The 15,772-nt window shown below is 54.6% G+C and carries 13 protein-coding genes; 5 read left to right on the top strand and 8 right to left on the bottom strand.

What is annotated here, in order from left to right; translation table 11 throughout:
• Window positions 1–129: 129 nt before the first annotated feature.
• The 4 genes from PXG97_RS19650 to PXG97_RS19635 all read right to left on the bottom strand — a co-directional run bounded on the left by PXG97_RS19650 (window position 130) and on the right by PXG97_RS19635 (window position 3,118).
• Complete coding sequence (locus PXG97_RS19650) at window positions 130–600, bottom strand: hypothetical protein (RefSeq protein WP_276499544.1); 471 nt, start codon at window positions 598–600, stop codon at window positions 130–132.
• Between the two features lie 208 nt (window positions 601–808).
• Window positions 809–1,915, bottom strand: a complete 1,107-nt coding sequence (locus tag PXG97_RS19645) for an amidohydrolase family protein (protein ID WP_276499543.1) — start codon at window positions 1,913–1,915, stop codon at window positions 809–811.
• A gap of 117 nt (window positions 1,916–2,032) precedes the next feature.
• The gene (locus PXG97_RS19640; protein ID WP_276499542.1) at window positions 2,033–2,575 is read right to left on the bottom strand and encodes a GNAT family N-acetyltransferase; all 543 of its coding nucleotides are present in this window, start codon (window positions 2,573–2,575) and stop codon (window positions 2,033–2,035) included.
• Between the two features lie 3 nt (window positions 2,576–2,578).
• Complete coding sequence (locus tag PXG97_RS19635; protein ID WP_276499541.1) at window positions 2,579–3,118, bottom strand: 3-hydroxyanthranilate 3,4-dioxygenase; 540 nt, start codon at window positions 3,116–3,118, stop codon at window positions 2,579–2,581.
• Window positions 3,119–3,229: 111 nt separating this feature from the next.
• Between PXG97_RS19635 and PXG97_RS19630 the strand changes: the two genes are divergently transcribed.
• From PXG97_RS19630 to PXG97_RS19610, 5 genes are all read left to right on the top strand, one after another.
• Window positions 3,230–4,018 (top strand): SDR family oxidoreductase, encoded by a 789-nt coding sequence (locus tag PXG97_RS19630; protein ID WP_276499540.1) that lies wholly within the window; start codon window positions 3,230–3,232, stop codon window positions 4,016–4,018.
• Window positions 4,019–4,366: 348 nt separating this feature from the next.
• On the top strand, window positions 4,367–5,812 hold the full coding sequence (locus tag PXG97_RS19625) for an aldehyde dehydrogenase (RefSeq protein ID WP_276499539.1): 1,446 nt from the start codon (window positions 4,367–4,369) through the stop codon (window positions 5,810–5,812).
• Window positions 5,813–6,093: 281 nt separating this feature from the next.
• Window positions 6,094–6,357, top strand: coding sequence for a YcxB family protein (locus PXG97_RS19620; RefSeq protein ID WP_276499538.1), 264 nt, complete (start codon window positions 6,094–6,096; stop codon window positions 6,355–6,357).
• Window positions 6,358–6,564: 207 nt separating this feature from the next.
• On the top strand, window positions 6,565–7,836 hold the full coding sequence (locus PXG97_RS19615) for a chloride channel protein (RefSeq protein WP_276499537.1): 1,272 nt from the start codon (window positions 6,565–6,567) through the stop codon (window positions 7,834–7,836).
• Between the two features lie 80 nt (window positions 7,837–7,916).
• Window positions 7,917–8,783 (top strand): RelA/SpoT domain-containing protein, encoded by an 867-nt coding sequence (locus PXG97_RS19610; protein ID WP_276499536.1) that lies wholly within the window; start codon window positions 7,917–7,919, stop codon window positions 8,781–8,783.
• A 6-nt stretch (window positions 8,784–8,789) separates the two neighbouring features.
• Here the strand turns inward: PXG97_RS19610 and PXG97_RS19605 are convergent, their stop codons facing one another.
• The 4 genes from PXG97_RS19605 to PXG97_RS19590 form a co-directional block, all read right to left on the bottom strand.
• Entirely contained in the window at window positions 8,790–9,584 is a 795-nt protein-coding gene (locus PXG97_RS19605) for a YybH family protein (protein WP_276499535.1), read from the bottom strand.
• A 175-nt stretch (window positions 9,585–9,759) separates the two neighbouring features.
• Entirely contained in the window at window positions 9,760–11,991 is a 2,232-nt protein-coding gene (locus PXG97_RS19600; RefSeq protein WP_276499534.1) for a S9 family peptidase, read from the bottom strand.
• 934 nt (window positions 11,992–12,925) lie between these two features.
• Complete coding sequence (locus tag PXG97_RS19595; protein ID WP_276499533.1) at window positions 12,926–14,488, bottom strand: OmpP1/FadL family transporter; 1,563 nt, start codon at window positions 14,486–14,488, stop codon at window positions 12,926–12,928.
• 26 nt (window positions 14,489–14,514) lie between these two features.
• Window positions 14,515–15,756, bottom strand: a complete 1,242-nt coding sequence (locus tag PXG97_RS19590) for a hypothetical protein (protein WP_276499532.1) — start codon at window positions 15,754–15,756, stop codon at window positions 14,515–14,517.
• Window positions 15,757–15,772: the final 16 nt, after the last annotated feature.

Below are 15,772 nucleotides of genomic sequence, written 5' to 3'. Positions count from 1 at the left end.
TTATGCAGCCAAAACAATAGATTTTAGTGTTTCTTCTGATGGGCTGGATCAGGAATAGGTGTGGTTTAGCTGTTCATGGAGGTATATGCCGTTTGCTGTTTCGGCCAGCTTTATCTGGAACCTTTGCTGCTATAAGCTGCCTGATCCGTAGAAGTCGTAATTTGGCCGTACTTCATACTTCGCTGGCGCAAGCGTCCGCTTGTGCCTGTGCTTAGCCGCTGTTTCCTGTAACTTGAACCAAGCTATACTTACTAGCTGCCGTTCATCCTCCAGCCCCACAAGCCTATCGTTGCATTTCTGGCTTTGGTGCTCTCTAGCCCGAGAGGGCTCGTCTTGGGGGTAGGGGCCCTCGATAAGGGCATCGCGCTGGGAGCTTTTCCTGCCCTCGTGCCTCGGGCTGCCTCGCTCACGCTCGTCACCAGAAAAACTCGCATAGGCGCTCAACCCAAAGACTGGGAACTGGTTCGATAGCCACAGCTGACGGAGCTTCAACCAAGCTCCCTCTCCTGTTTTTAGGAGAGGGCTGGGGAGAGGTGTATTCCCCTCCTCGGAGGGGTTAGGGGTGAGTTTATACTTCTGCTCATCTACCCCAGCAGCCACAAAACTAATGCTTCAGCCAAAGCAGCTACTGAGCTCCCCTCCTGGGGGTAGGGGCCCTCGAAAAAGCCAAGGAGGGGCAGGGGTGGTTGGACCCGGTGCAGCAGCCAGACGCGCGTAGGAACTCCGGACACCGCGAGGGCTTTTAGTGAATAGGCCGCTGATGGAAGTAACGTAAACCGGGTATTGCCAAGTTATTCAGCCTTTCCAATCATCCTGTAAATCCTGATTCTGACAGCTTATCCTTCGGCATGCGTACAGCTGCATTATGCTTCACAAACTGCTTGCGCTCCAGGTTCAGCCACTCCAGTGCAGTGCCGCTGAGCATGCGCTCTTTGGTTGCCAGATCATAGGGCATGGACTCGATGAGCTTGCCGGGCTCCAGTTCGCCGAGCGGGAACGGGTAATCGGTACCTAAGGCAATCTTATCGGCTCCCACCAAATTTACCAGGTACTCCAGGGCCAGCGGGTCGTGCACCAGCGAGTCGAAGTAGAATTTACCCAGGTATTCGCGTGGGTTTACGGGGTTATCAATGGCGCACAGGTCGGGGCGCACCTCAAAGCCATGGGCAATACGGCCGATGGTCGCCGGAAAAGAACCGCCGCCATGGGCAAAGGCCACACGAAGCTTTGGCAGGCGCTCAAACACGCCCCCAAAGATCATGGAGCAGATTGCCACCGTTGTTTCGGCAGGCATGCCCACCAACCAGGGCATCCAGTATTTGCCGGTGCGGTCCTTGCCCAGCATGTCCCAGGGATGCACAAAAATAGCGGCACCCAATTCCTCCGCCGCCTCAAAAACAGGGAACAGTTCCGGGGCATCCAGGTTCTGCCCGTTTATGTTCGTGCCGATCTGTATACCTGCCATGCCCAGTTCCTTCACGCAGCGCTCCAGCTCTTTTATCGCCAGTTTGGTGTCCTGCATGGGAACAGTACCCAGCCCCACGAAACGGTCGGGGTAATCGGCCACGATGCCGGCGATGTGGTCGTTCAGGATCTGCGAGAGGTCATACGTATGCTCTGGCTTGGCCCAGTAGCTGAACATGACCGGCACCGTGCTCAGTACCTGCACCCCTACTTTGTGCTGGCTGCACTCGTGCATGCGCACCTTCGGGTCCCAGCAGTTATCCTGTATCTCCCGGAAGAACTTGCCGTCCATCATCATGCGGGCGCAGCAGGGCTTGTGGTGCTCCAGCCGGATAAAGCCGCCATAGCCATAACGCTCGCGCAGGTTTGGCCAGGTGGCGGGCAAAATATGCGTGTGGATGTCGATCTTCAGCAGGTTATCAGCAGTAAGTATGGGCGTCTTGTCTTGCATGGCTATAAACAGTCAGAAATGCAGCTATACAGTGTACGGCTCAAGAGGGCAATCCAACAAGATAAGCATTTTATACTTGTGTTGCACAGGCTTGGGGCAGGTACCCATACTTCTATTTTACCGTAGATGTTCCCTCCGCAGCAGACTAAAGTATAGCAGGTCGATGAAGCGGCCGCTCTTGATCTCGCGCTCGCGCAGCCTGCCCTCATAGGAAAAGCCAAGCTTTTGCAACACTCTCCCTGACTGCTCATTGCCGCCTTCCACGATGGCTTCGATGCGGTTCAGGCTGAGCAGCTCAAAGCCATACCTTACCACAGCCGCAGCGGCCTCGGGTATGTAGCCCTTGCCCCAATGCTCTGGCAGCAGCCAAAAGCCGACTTCGGCCTTTTGGTGCTCCTTTTCCAGGTTATTCAGGCCACAGGCCCCTAGCAGCGTATCATCCTCCTTTAACGAGAAGGCCCACCAGGCGCCTGTGTCGCTCTCCAGCAGGCTCTGGTAAAACGGCATTTGCTCCTGCTCTACCTCCTCCAGCGTATCATAGTGCACCGCGTAGTACTGCGTCACCCGCCTGTCCGACAGCCCCTGAAGTATAAATTCTGCGTCAGCAGGCTGTATGAGGCGAAGCCGGAGGCGGTTGGTGGACAGGTCAGGATGGATCATACTTTACTTAGCGGCCTCGGCTGGCTTGGCAGGCGGCTCCATGACGGTGCCGCAGTTGTTGCAGGTGCGGTGCTCCATGCTGTCCCAGAAGCGGCTCATGATAACCGGCAGCTGCCCCACGATGTCGGTAACGTCGGCATACTCCTCGTATAGTTTGTTGCCGCAGTTCTCGCAGAACCACAGGAAGCCGTCTTTCTCGCCAGGCTTACGGTAACGCTCCATCACCAGGCCCACCGTGTTGGCCGGGCGCTGCGGCGAGTGCGGCACGCGCGGCGGCAACAGGAAAATCTCCCCTTCCTTTATAGGTATATCAACCGGCTTGCCATCCTCGATGATCTTCAGCACGATGTCGCCCTCCAGTTGGTAGAAAAATTCCTCGCCTTCATCATAGTGGTAATCTTTACGGGCGTTTGGCCCGCCTACCACCATTACAATGAAGTCGTCGTTATCTTTAAACACCTGCTGGTTGCCTACCGGCGGCTTCAGCAGGTGGCGGTGCTCCTCGATCCACTTTTTAAAGTTGAAAGGTCTCGTTATGGCCATAGTTTTGATATTGTGGTTTCTTGTTTGAAAGTACGCAATTTACGGCAAACATGGTAGCAACGGCATAAGTATAGCTATGCCACTTCGTATAGATTTACGTACATTTATCCTATGAATCTAAACCTGAAGAACAAACGCGCCCTGGTGTGTGGCAGCACGCAGGGCATTGGCAAAGCTATAGCCGTAGAACTGGCACAACTGGGGGCTAGCGTAACGCTCATAGCCCGTAACGAGGAGAAGCTGCAGCAGGTGGCCCAGGAGCTGGACACGCAGCAGGAGCAGCAGCACGACTACATCACCGCCGACTTCTCCGACCCTTATGACCTGAACATACGCGTGCAGGCCTACCTCAACGACCAGCCCGAAGTGCACATCCTGGTAAACAACACCGGCGGGCCGGCGGGCGGGCCGATTACCGAGGCCATCACCGACGAGTTTACCGCTGCCTTTAACCAGCACCTGATCGCAAACCACCTGCTGGCCAAAGCCGTGATTCCGCATATGAAGGAGGCAAAGTATGGCCGCATCATCAACGTGATCAGTACCTCGGTGAAGCAGCCGCTGCAGGGCCTGGGGGTCTCGAACACTATACGTGGCGCGGTGGCTAGTTGGGCTAAAACCATGGCCAACGAGCTGGGCCCATTCGGCATCACGGTAAACAACGTGCTGCCCGGCGCCACCCGCACCGGCCGCCTCGAGTCCATTATCGAAAATAAGGCAAAGAAAACCGATGCGGCTGTGGATGCTGTGGAGGAAGAGATGATGCAGGAAATACCTGCCCGCCGTTTTGCTGAGCCTGAGGAGGTAGCCGCTGCCGCTGCGTTTCTGGCTACGCCGGCTGCTGCCTACATCAATGGCATTAACGTGCCGGTGGATGGGGGCAGAACGGGGTGTTTGTAAGTAGCGCGCAATGGGCGTACTTCTGATTATCCTGCTCTTAAACCTTGGTTTTGCTGCGGCTATATCTCGCTTGACAAACTGGTACAGGCTTAAGGCTGAGGACTACCTGTTTCACATGCTGTGCCTGAACCTTGTGGTAGCACTGCTGTATGTGAGCAAGTATGCTGGGATAGCGGCCGAATACCCAACACCCGTTAAGTTCTTTGTCGCGCTTATACTTGTGCATATGCTCGTGGAACCTTTCAGAAAAAGGTTGTTAAAGCGATTCACTCTGATCTTAAACAGGTTCAGAAGCAAAAACTCTTAACCTATATGCACTTTAGTTTCTAATTTATACTTACCGTAAACGTGAAGCAGCTCCAGAACTACATAAACGGCCAGCTTATAGCACCTGTGGCAGGTCAGTACATCGACAACTACAACCCGGCAACCGGCCAGGTATATTCGCTTATACCAGACTCTGATGAGCGGGATGTGGAGCAGGCGGTGCAGGCGGCACTGGCGGCTTTTCCGGCATGGGCTAACACGCCGGCCGAAAAACGTGGCCGTTTGCTGATGAAGATCGCTGACCTGATAGACCAAAACCTGGAGCAGCTGGCCGAGGCAGAATCTGTGGACAACGGCAAACCTTTGAAGCTGGCAAAGACAGTAGACATTCCGCGGGCCAGCAGCAACATGCGGTTTTACGGCACGGCCATTCAGCACTTTGCCACAGAGGCGCACTACATGGAAGGCACTGAGGCCATTAACTATACCGTGCGCCACCCGCATGGCGTGGCCGGCTGCATCTCGCCCTGGAACCTGCCTTTATACTTATTTACCTGGAAAATAGCCCCTGCCCTGGCCGCCGGTAATTGTGTGGTAGCCAAACCCTCCGAAGTAACACCTATGACAGCGTACCTGCTCTCGGAGATTTGCATAGAGGCGGGCTTGCCGGCCGGTGTGCTCAACATTGTGCATGGCTATGGACAGAAGGTGGGCGCTGCCATCACGGCACATCCTAAAGTTCCGGTAATATCCTTTACTGGCGGCACTGCCACCGGCCGAACCATCGCAGCCACAGCGGCGCCGATGTTCAAGAAGCTGTCGCTGGAGCTGGGCGGCAAGAACCCGAACATCATCTTCGCCGACTGCGACTTTAACAAAGCGCTCCATACTTCCATCCACTCCTCCTTTGCCAACCAGGGGCAGATCTGCCTCTGCGGTTCCCGCATTTTTATCGAGCGCCCGCTATACGAGCAGTTCCGGGATGCCTTTGTAGAGAAAGTAAAGGCCATGACTGTGGGCGACCCCATGGAAGAAGGTACCAAACTGGGTGCGGTGGTATCGGAGCAGCACATGCAAAAAGTACTCTCTTACATTGAGCTGGCCCAGCAGGAAGGCGGTACCATCCTAACCGGGGAGCACCAGGTACAGGTAGCAGGGCGCTGCGAAAATGGTTGGTTTATCGCCCCTACGGTTATTGAAGGCCTGCCTTACAACTGCCGCACCAACACCGAGGAGATCTTTGGGCCCGTGGTGACGCTCATGCCTTTTGATACCGAGGAAGAGGTGATCCAATACGCCAATTGCACCGACTACGGCCTCTCCGCCACCATCTGGACCAGCAATTTACAAAGGGCACACCGTGTGGCGCACCAGGTGCACTCCGGCATTATCTGGATCAACACCTGGCTCCTGCGCGACCTGCGCACCCCCTTCGGCGGCATGAAGAACTCCGGCGTGGGCCGCGAGGGCGGTTTTGAGGCGCTGCGCTTCTTTACCGAGCCGCAGAATGTTTGTGTGAAGCTGTAGGCATGGAGTCTGTGCCTATACATACTACTTTTGAAGAGACCTACAGGCAGCTTCTTTTTATCGACAGTGTCGTTGTTTCGGCTAGAAGAAAGAGAAATATAAAAAGAGCTGCTTTTTTCCTGGCCCTTACCCTACTCTCGCTCCTGCTCTTCTTTTTTTCAGAAAGCGACTTTGGTGCAGTAGGAGTTTTTGCGCTCCCGTTTTGGTGGGCCGGTTTCGGGCTTTACCTGCTTTACTTAAAATGGAAAACTTATAAAAGGCGAACGGGCGCCTTAAAGCAGTTGGCAAAAAACAGCTTGCCGGAAAATCCTTCGGAGATGCTCCTCAGCTTCTCAACCGAAAGTATAAGCGTAACCCGCGAACAGAAAACCACTACCGTTAAGTGGAGCGATTTCAGGGCTTGTTTAGAAGAAGCGCATACGATTTACCTGCTCCAGGAGCACCCGTACTTGGCCTGGTCGTTTTCGGCGGAGGAAATAGGCGCACCGGCTCTTGCGGAGTTGAAGGAGATCGCTAAACTGAAGTTGCCTGCTTTCAAGATGTAGCAACCAACGTCATTTTATGTCGTCCTGTACAGGCCCCTGGTTTTAAGTATAACGCCTCCACCAAGCTTCTTTTAGTATGGCAAAAGTATAAATACCTCTCCATAGCCGCGCGTCAACTGCTAACTGCCGCGCCGCCAGCAGAGGCTAGTCGTCCACTTCTACCCCACCTCCTTTACCTGCTCCTGCATTTATGCGTACCTTTGCGGGATGGACTTTAAGAGACGACGACTGGCCGTTACGCTTCGGAACCAGCTAAACTACCCTTTGCAGTTCAACCCGTTTGTATTCAGCAAGATTTTTTTGCTGTGGGTGGCTATTGGCATCGTAGGCGGCGTAATTGCCGGCCTGTACTGGACCGTGCTGGAAGGTTTGCTTCATTTCCTGGCCCCAATCCAGGGGCTGTGGGTGATACCTTTGATGGCTGCGGCCGGCTTGCTGGCAGGAATCATCATCCATAAGTTGGGAGACCCTGGCGAGATGGACCTCATCGTAAATAACATCCGCTTCAAAGGCGGGCATCTGGAGCCGAAGAATAACCCGTCCATGATCCTGTCGTCGTGGCTGTGCATTGCCAGCGGCGGGAGTGCCGGGCCAGAGGCGCCGCTGGTGCAGGTGGTAGGCTCCACGGGCACCTGGATCGCCAAAAAACTGAAGATCCGCGGCGAGGACCTGCGCTCCTTAACCATTGCCGGCATGGCCGCTGCCTTCACGGCCCTGTTCGGCGCACCCTTGGGCGGCACCTTGTTTGCCCTCGAGATCCTGCACCACAAGCACGTGGTAGAGTATTACCAGGCGCTTATCCCAGCCTTTGTGGCCAGCTGCTCCAGCTACGTCATTTTTATCCTGATCACGCACATTGGCATTGGCCCCACCTGGAATTTCCCGGTGTATGCCACGCCCGAGCTCTCCGACTTTTTCTATGCCATGCTCTATGCGCTGGCAGGCACGGCGGCGGGTTGGCTCTTTATTTTCGTCGTGCGCCAATGCCGGGGTATGTTCAAGAAGTTTGGTGTGCCTATCTACCTAAAAATGGCAGTGGGCGGTTTGCTGATTGGTACCATTGCCTACTTCGTGCCCCTCTCCCGCTACTTCAGCCACGATGAGCTGAACATCCTTTTAGAGGAGCAGGCCACGCTGGAGTTCCTGCTGCTACTTCTGGTGGCCAAGATTTTCGCGATTGCCTTTACCGTTACCTCTGGCTGGCGCGGTGGCTTTATTATCCCGCTCTTTTTTGTGGGCGCGACTGTTGGCCTGATCGTCAACAGCCTTTTTCCGGGTCAGAACCTGCCGCTTATACTTGTCAGCTGCATGGCTGCTATAAACGCCTGCGTTACGCGCACGCCTATCAGCACCATTGTGCTCTTGGCCACGCTTACGGGCTTTCACCACTTTATACCTATTATGTTCGCCAGCCTCACAGGCTTTTTCCTGGCACCCAAAACGCCGCTGATAAACGCACAGCTGGGGCTGAAGGAGTAAGTATACTTTGGCCTTACCGCAACATTTCGCAGAAAACGGGCTATACTTTGTGTGGGGGAGAGTGTTAATGCCCTCATGTTATGCACCCAGCTAACTACACACAGAAAGCCACTGTGCCTTTTATACTTGCCTCGCTTAAGGTGAGTGAGGGGGAGCTGCGTGCGCAGGGGCTGGAGGCGCAGGAGCTGACCGATATCTACAACGACTATACGTTGCGGCTAAGCGAGCTGGAGGACATCGGACTGTTTGTTTCGAGGACCCTAAAGCAGTTAAAAAGCGCACATGCGGTGTGCTACCGGGTAAAAGAGCCGTTGCACCTGCTCAAAAAGATCATCCGGAAGAAGCAGGAGTATCCGGGCCGCCACTTAACCACCCAAAATTACCTCTCGTTTATAAACGACCTGGTAGGCGTGCGTCTCCTGCACCTGAACAAGAAAGACTGCCACGCCATAGGCTACCACATACAACAGCACTGGGAACTGAAGCGGGAACCTTATGCCTATGTAAGCAGCAGCCACGCCATAGATGCCAGGCAGTTTGCCGCCGATAACTACAAGGTGCTGGTAAGAGACAAAGGCTACAGGGCGCAGCATTACATTCTCAAGATCAAGCCCAGCCGGCAACTGTACCTGGTGGAGGTGCAGGTAAAAACCTTGTTTGAGGAAGGCTGGAGCGAGATAGACCACTACATCCGCTACCCTGACCATGAGCCGAACGAGCTGCTGAACAGGCTGCTCGCTATCCTGAACCAGCTTACAGCCGACGCCGATGCGGTGGCTACCCGGATACAAGCACTTGCCGAGGAGCTGCAAACGTATAAACAGAGCCCTTCTGCTGCAGCCAAGGTGTCTGCCTCCCGGTTGCGCGGCCACATCGAGGCGCTGCCTGTGGAGGAGCAGGAAAAGCAGTACCTCTACGCCTGCCTGGCCAGACTGACCGACAGCTGAGGCTCTTTACCTCCGGTCCGGAACCAGGTTATGGGCCACCAGCTTCCACTCTCCACCCATCATTTTCCATACTTTTAGGTAGTGGCCGCTTTCCCCGGCCTGGCTGTAGCTGCCGTAGGTGTAGGCCATGTCCGCCGCCGGCGACAGCTCGTGCCCCAGGTTAGTGTACACCACATTGGCAGCCGGCTCAATGGCGGCCTCTTTATACTTGTAAGGATATTGCCCGTGGCGGTAGATCAGCGTTTCGGCAATGTATGGCTGCACGTTCTGCACATCCCTGCTTAGTAGCCCCTCTGCAGTGCCTTTGGCTTTCTTGCCCTTGGCAGTGGCTTTTGCCGGCCGGTATACCTCGTCTTTCAGCAGCTCTGCCGGAAAAGAGTTGCCCATGTCCACGGTCACTTTCCATTGCCCGTCCGGCTGCCTGCGCCACACCGACAGGTAAAAACCCGCTCCCGCTATTTCCTCAGCTTCGGGATTAGCTTTGAGCTGATAAGGCCCTGTGGTATAGCCCCAGTCCAGGGAGCTTGAAATGTCAGCGTAGGCAGGATACCAGGTAAGCAAAGCCTTAGAGGCAGGGGCCGCCGCATGGAGTTTCCTGCCATTGGTCGGTTTGGGGGCAAACACAATTCCATCTTCGGCCATGTTCTCCACAAAAGCCTGGTGCAGCCCCTTGGCCTCGGACGTTGCCGAGAAATTCCGTTCCGCGTTAGCCAGGCTTTCCAGCGCCCGGGTATGCGTGGTGTCAGCAAACTGAAAGGCGCACAGCAACAGTGCCGGCAGAAAGAATACAGTGATCTTCATAGTTATATGTAGTGGTATAGTGGTACAAACAGAGCGAAATATAAGCGATTTCCGCCTTCACAACACCACCAATCCCTTAGTTTTAAAGCACTTATACTTGCAATGCTCAGCAAATGCCTCAAAACAAAAAGGCCCGCCGTTTCCGGCAGGCCTTTATACTGGGTTTTATACTTGCTTACTGGTTTACCTCTGTCGGGTTGATCAGCTTGCGCTCCAGGAAGTTGGTCATCATCTTAAAGCGGTGAATGGATGTAACGCCACCGCCCACGCCGTGGTTGCGGTTCGGGTAGTAGAAGCTCTCGAACTGCTTGTTGGCGCTGATCAGGGCATCCTGCATGGCCACCGCGTTCTGGAAGTGCACGTTGTCGTCGCCGGTGCCGTGAATCAGCAGCAGGTCGCCCTGCAGCTGGTCGGCAAAGTTCAGCGGTGAGTTATCATCGTAGCCGGCGGCGTTCTCCTGCGGTGTTTTCAGGAAGCGCTCGGTGTAGATGCTGTCATAGTATCTCCAGTTTGTTACCGGGGCAACAGAGATACCGGCACGGAATACGCCTTCGCCTTTCGTCAGGCCCAACAGCGTCATGTAGCCGCCAAAGCTGTGGCCCCAGATGCCAATGCGATTCTTGTCTACATAAGACTGCTTGCCCAGCCACTTGGCTGCCTCCACCTGGTCCTCTATCTCATACTTGCCCAGGTTGGCGTAGGTCACTTTCTTAAACTCCGCGCCACGGGCACCGGTGCCGCGGTTGTCCACGCTCACGATGATCATGCCTTTGTCGGCCAGCACCTGGTACCACAGGTAGTTGGTGCCGCCCCAGCTGTTGGTCACCGTCTGCGAGCCTGGGCCGCCGTACACGAACATCAGCACCGGGTACTTCTTGTTCGGGTCAAAATCCGTTGGCTTGATCATCCAGCCGTTGAGCTTGGTGCCGTCTGCCGTGTTCATGGTGAAGAACTCCTGCTTGGCGATGTCGTACTGCGCCAGGGTATTCTTCAGCTGCGCGTTATCCTCCAGCACCTTAATCAGTTTGCCGTCTTTGGCCGTGTGTAGGCTTACGGTTGGCACCTGGTTGGCGGCGGAGAAGTAGTCCAGATAATACTTAAAGTCGTTGCTCATGTTCACGCGGTGCGTACCGGCTTTGTCAGTCAGGCGCTTTTTGCTTTTGCCTTTGCTGCTGATGCTGTACAGGTGGCGCTCCAGCGGCGACACCTCCGTAGACATGTAGTACAGGCGGTCGTTTTTCTCATCGTAGCCCACAAACTGGCTTACCTCCCAGTTGCCGTTCGTTATCTGGCGCACCAGCTTGCCCTTCATGTTGTACAGGTACAGGTGGTTAAAGCCCTCTACTTCTGAGCTATGGATAAAGTGCTTGCCGTCCTTCAGGTAGGTTAGGTCGTCGGTTACATCAATGTAGGCCTTGTCGGTTTCTTTCAGCACCACGTCAGCCTTACCAGTGGTAGCATTGGCATGCAGGATCTCCAGCGTGTTCTGCAGGCGGTTCATTTTCTGGATAGACAGCAGGTTAGCGTCGTTTGTCCATTTGATGCGCGGGATGTAGATGTCATCCTCTTTGCCGGTGTCCATTTTCACGGTTTTGCCGTTGTTCACATCGTACACCGATACGGTTACCTTTGAGTTGGCCTCACCGGCTTTCGGATACTTGAACTTGTAGTCCTGCGGGTAGAGCTCGCCCCACATCTGCATGTTAAACTCCGGCACGTTTGTCTCGTCAAACGTGTAGAAGGCGATCTTCTTGCCGTCCGGCGACCAGTGGAAGCCTTGCGCGAAAGAGAATTCCTCCTCGTATACCCAATCTGCATAGCCATGGATAATAGAGTTGAACTTGCCGTCTGTGGTGATCTGCGTCTCCTGCATGTTGCTCAGGTCCGTCACGAACATGTTGTTCTCGCGGGCGAAGGCCACGCGCTTGGCGTCCGGCGAGAAGGTGGCATATAGTTGCTTGCCGCCGTCACTCAGCTTGGTCAGTTTCTTGGAGGCGATGTCATAGATATAAAAATCGGCCTTGGAAGAGCGGCGGTAGATCTGCTCGGTATCGGTAGAGAACAGTACCTTCTGCTCATCAGAGGAAAAGGTATAGCCGTCGTACTGTATCGGCTGGTTGCTGCCCGCTGGCACCAGGTTCTCGCCTTCGATGATGGTGCTCACTGGCTGGCCGGTGGTCACGTCATACTTTACGATGTCGTATACTTTGTTTTTCTCGTCGGCCACCTGCGAGCTGTAGTAGCGCCCGTCGTTCATCCAGTTTACCCCATACACCGATTTGGCGCGGAAGGTCCCTTTCTGGTAGATATCCTCCAGGGTGATGTCTTTTTTCTGCTGCGCCTGCGCCACAAAGGCAAAGCACAGAAGCACGGCAGCCAAAAGGTTTGTTTTTAGTCTGATATGCATGTTTAAGGTTTAGTTATAGTTTAGCTCCTCTAAGTTAGGAGAATAATGTGGTTTAGCCATAGGTTAGCAGCCAAAACCGTACCTGTTGCTGGTTTGGAAGGGATTTATACTTATGGTTTACACTTGCCAGCTGCTTTCCGTGCGCCAGCGCCTGCTGGGGCCTTTGTCTTTTTCCTGGCGTAAGCACTTTGCTGGCGCGGGTTTGCAACCCGTGCCTTGCTATGCTCTCGGATCTGCAATCCAGCTTTGAAAAGCCATACTTCATACTTTGGCTATACTTCATACTTCTCTGGCGCAAGCGTCCGCTTGTGCCTTTGCTGCTGCTTTCTGCCACTGGATACAAGCTATCCTTCCTAGCTTCTGTTCATCCCCGGCTTTATAACCTGTATTGTTTCACCTCTGGCTTTGATGCTCTCTAGCCCGAGGGGGCTCGTCTTGGGGGTAGGGGCCCTCGATAAGGGCATCGCGCTGTGTTCCCTCCTTGCCTCGTTCTCGCTCGGCATGCCCTTAACGGGCACCGGATCTCACAAGGCGCTCAACCCAAAGGCTGGAATCAGATTCGATAGCTTCTTGCGATGCAATGTGAACCGAAGTCCCCCTTGAAGGGGTAGAGGGATGTAATCGGCTGCTGAAATTCCCCTCTCGGGAGGGGCTAGGGGTGGGTTTATACTTGTGCTGATACTACCCCAGCAGCCATGAAACTTACACATCAGGCAGGGCAGTTACAGACTCCCCTCCTTAGCTAAGGAGAGGTAGGAGTGGCTGGGCCAGGTACTGCAGAACTCCTCCCTTGTTCTTTAGGGGAGGGGCTTATACTTCAACTAAAGCAGCTAGTCCTGGTACTGCAAATCGTTAGTTCCTATTTGATGGCAACTGAAAACAAAAACGGCAGCCCCTTCTGGAGCCGCCGCGTTTGCTGTGCTTGTCTTTATACTTAGAAATTCACGCCTAAGGTCAGCGCAACAGTATTCTGCTTTCTGTCGATGTCAACCAAAGGCTCTCCCCCGCCTGAGCTAAACGTATATGGGGAATACCTCTCTTGTGCCTCACTGTTCACATAGGCTAAGTCCAGGTAAAAGTTCTTGAGCCTGATGCCCGCTCCCAAAGTATAGGCCTTGATGGCGCCGTCAAGTTCCGAGCTCTTATATGGGTCTCCGGAATGAGCATAGCCTGCTCTAAACCTAAAGATCTCATACCTGCCCTCTGCTCCGATTTTATAGTTCACAGCAGACTGAAATGTATTGGATATCCGGTTGTTCAGGTTAGTGAAGTAATCGCTGGATGAGCTGAAATCATCGTCTTCAGAAAAGCTCATGTTATCGTACCCCACGTATTCAACTTCTGCTGTCAGAAAGCCATACTTGCTGATAAAGTACGCCACACCTCCCGAGGCCCTGAACGGAGTAGTTAGGCGGTAGTTGAACTCCCCTGGAACAGTTGCCTCATTTAATGTTTCCGACCTCGATGTGGTCAGGTTCAATGTTGTCGCAGAAATAGAGCTTTGGTACTCATCATTAAACGTATACGCTGTAGGAGTTTGAATGCTTAGCCCTAGTCGTAAGGCATCTATGGGCCTGGCGATGATCCCCACTTTCAGGTTCACTCCTGCCCCACGAGTCGTGAACTCATCCCGCAGCGCCAGGTTGTAATCACTCTCTATATCTTCATCAGCAGTTTCACCAAAGGAGGCGATATACCTGCCCGACTCCCGGAAGTAGCTTTCCTGCCTGAAGTCAGTGGTCATGATCCCCAAAGAGGCTCCTAAGTATATCCTGTCTTTGTAGCTAGTACCAACACCAATATCAATCTGGCTTTGAGAGCCGCTACGCTTCACCTCCTCTTGTTGGTTACTGCTGCCGATTGTATACAGCGGCTCCGCATACTGCCCATTATCATCCTCAAACACATCTATCAGATAAGTGCCGTAGGCCAGCCCCTCTAAAGTCTGTATTCCTCCGGAATACTCCGCGTCTAAACTCCCCAGAAGCGTCTCGTTTGCGCTCAGGGCCCGGTTGTTAGCCCGGTCCGCGAAGTAATCGACAATAGTGTTTGGAGGGCTGGCGACATTGGTGTAGTTAAACTCACTGTTGAAGTTGTTGAGCCTGGTAAACCCAATGCCGAAGGTTGTGCCGCGCCAGTCGCTGTCGTCGCTGTCTCCTCTCCTGTTCGAGACAACCACCCCCATCTGCGGAAGCACGAAGTTGCTGTTGCTGCCCGTATTCCGCTCGCTGGAAATAGAGGAGCGATTCTCTACGGACTGCACACCTGGGGTGATCGTGAACTCAGAACGGCGGAACATGCCCAAACCGGCCGGGTTACCCGAAAGGCTGGAGATATCGGCACCCAACGCAGTCTGTGCACCGCCCATGCCCTGTATACGCGCAGTACCGAAAACGCCCAACTGGGAGTAGCGCAGCGCGTCTGTCTCCGTCTGGGCAAAGGCAGTACCACCCCAGCCCAGCAATAACGCCAGGCTGGCCAATAGTGTCTTCTTCATGTTAAAGAGGTTTTATACTATGCGTCTTAATTATTTCCTCGTGAAGGACGGCCGCCACCCGAAGAAGAACTGCTATTGCTGCTTCTGTTTATACTTGGGCTCGGGCTTGGGGAGCTACTCGGGCGGCTCTCATACGTACGGCTAGGTCTGCTCTCTTCCGTGCGGCTTGGCTGGCTACGCTCGATACGTGCCGGCTGGCTGCGCTGCTCATACGTACGGCTAGGCTGACGCTCTATCGTACGCGTGCGCACCTCACGGCGCTGCTGCGGCTGCTCCTGGGTTTGGCTCGGCACATACTGGCGGGTACTGCGTGTGCTACGGCTTGGCGCAGGCTGTGCATTCTGCTGCTGCTGCTGCTGCTGTGGTCGCACTGTAGTGCTGCGGCTGCTGCGGCTTGGCCTTGCCGGCAATTCCTGCCTTCCTCCGGTAGCTGGTGCCACGGTGCTGCGGCTGCTGCGCGACTGTCGGCCTACGCTTTGCTGCTGCCCGGTGCTCTCGCTTCGGATAGTGCCGTCCCTGGACGGTCTGCCTGCTGCCGTGTTGCCCACCACCTGTGTGTTGCGGCTGTCGCGCGGGCCATACTGCACTCGGCTGGCTTTGCCGATCACCACCGGCCTGTCGTTATACCAGCCGTACGGGTTATGGGCATAGTAGCCGTTGTTGTAGCCTCTGTAGTAACCGTTATAGTAGCCATGGCCATAGCTGTGCGGCCACCAGTTGCTGTAGCCATAGTATGGGTGCCTGTAAAAGCCACCGCCCCAGCCATAGTTAAAGCTGATGCTCACACCGGTTCGGAAACGGGCATTGCTCCAGAAGGGGTCGTAGTAAAACGGATCGTAGTAGAAGGGATCGTAGAAGGGATCATAGAACGCGTAGCTCGCGCGGCGCGGCACATAGGCCGATCCCCAGTAAGGGTCCACGAATGAGTAGTCGGGGCGGTACCAGTTGTCGCGCGCATCGTAGGCGCGTCCGTCGTAGTACTCGTCGCCGGCGTAGTTCTGCGTAATGTTGCTTTCAGAGTACTCCGGATTCAGCACCTCCCCCTCAGCGAGGGCCGGCTCTGCCTGCTGGTGGCTGTTCTCATACTGCTGATAAGCCTGCGCCGGTTGCTGCGGTTGCGCCGCTGCCGGCTCCACATATACGGTCTGGTCTGAAGAACTGTAGTACATGTCGTCGTATTCCGACGACTGCATCGCAACAGGGCTGCTACAGCCTACAGCCAGCAGGGCTAATGCCGGGGCTACGGTAAGTAAAATATATTTTTTCATGGCCTTCTGCTGATGT

It is taken from the genome of Pontibacter litorisediminis (assembly GCF_029360645.1).
Lineage (GTDB): Bacteria > Bacteroidota > Bacteroidia > Cytophagales > Hymenobacteraceae > Pontibacter > Pontibacter litorisediminis.
The sequence above is the reverse complement of the archived record's forward strand: the minus strand, read 5'-3'. Positions and strand labels throughout refer to the sequence as shown.